This is a genomic window from Methylobacterium nigriterrae, from assembly GCF_037106235.1.
Lineage (GTDB): Bacteria > Pseudomonadota > Alphaproteobacteria > Rhizobiales > Beijerinckiaceae > Methylobacterium > Methylobacterium nigriterrae.
Genome location: NZ_JBAWTG010000397.1, coordinates 1 through 1,153 on the forward strand (window position 1 = coordinate 1; position 1,153 = coordinate 1,153).

A 1,153-nucleotide genomic window follows, 5' to 3' on the forward strand; every position below is an offset into this window, starting at 1 on the left:
GCGCTTGGGGCGGTGTGTTTCTGTGTTGGGTTGAGGGGTGTGTTGCGCTGGAAGAAGGCGGCGAGGCGGGGTGCGATCTCGGCCTGGAAGCGGGCGCCGTTGAAGATGCCGTAATGGCCGGCGCCGGGCTGCCGGTGGTAGGCTTTGCGGGTCTCGGCGAGGTTGCCGCACAGTTCCAGCGCCGCCCGGGTCTGGCCGAGGCCGGTGATGTCGTCCTTCTCGCCCTCGACCGCCATCAGGGCGCAGCGGCGGATGGCGCCGAGATCGACCGGCTCGCCGCGGTGGCGCATGGCGCCGCGCGGCAGGGCGTGGGCGATGAACACGGTCTCGATCGTCTGCAGGTAGAACTCGGCGGTGAGGTCCATCACGGCGAGATACTCGTCGTAGAAGGCCCGGTGCTTGGCGGCTGAATCGCCGTCGCCCTCGACGAGATGGGTGAACAGGTCCCAGTGCGCCCGCCTGTGGCGGTCGAGGTTCATCCCGATGAAGCCGGCCAGTTGCAGGAAGCCCGGATAGACCGCCCGGCCCCGGCCGGGATGGCCCCAGGGCACGGCGTGGATGCAGTGGCGCTCGAACCAGGCGAGGCTGTGCTCCTGCGGCAGCCGGTTGACGGCGGTGGGCGAGCGCCGGGTGTCGATGGGCCCGCCGAGCAGGGCGGCCGCGCAGGGCAGGGCGGGGTCGTCCTCGGCCTCCATGCGGGCGATGGCGGCGAGCACCGGCACGGCGGGCTGGCAGACGGCGGCGACGCTGAGGCCGGGGGCAAGCGCGCTGAAGATGGCGCGGCACTGGTCGATGTAGTCGTCGAGGTCGAAGCGGCCGGCTGCCAGCGGCACCTGCTTGGCGTCGGCCCAGTCGGTGATGAAGACCTGGTGGGTGTCGAGGAAGGCGGCCACCGTGCCGCGCAGGAGCGTGGCGAAGTGGCCCGACATCGGGGCGACGAGCAGGAGCTTGGGCTTGGCCGCCAGCGCGCGCGAGGGCGTGCCGAAGGCCAGCACGCGGCAGAACGGGCTCTGCCAGACCACGCGCTCGGCCACGCCGAGCCCGAAACCCGGCTTGGCGTAGGTGCGGGTGGCCCGCTCGAACAGCTCGCAGGACGCCGCCACCGCCCGGCTGCTCGGACCATACGCCAACGGACTGAACGGATTCTCGAAGG

Annotated in this window: 1 protein-coding gene; it reads right to left on the bottom strand. The window is 71.8% G+C overall.

Annotated features, from left to right (window positions below; genetic code table 11):
- Positions 1–1,153: polyhydroxyalkanoate depolymerase (locus tag WDW90_RS37375; RefSeq protein WP_336492767.1), on the bottom strand; the 1,153-nt coding region annotated here is incomplete at both ends.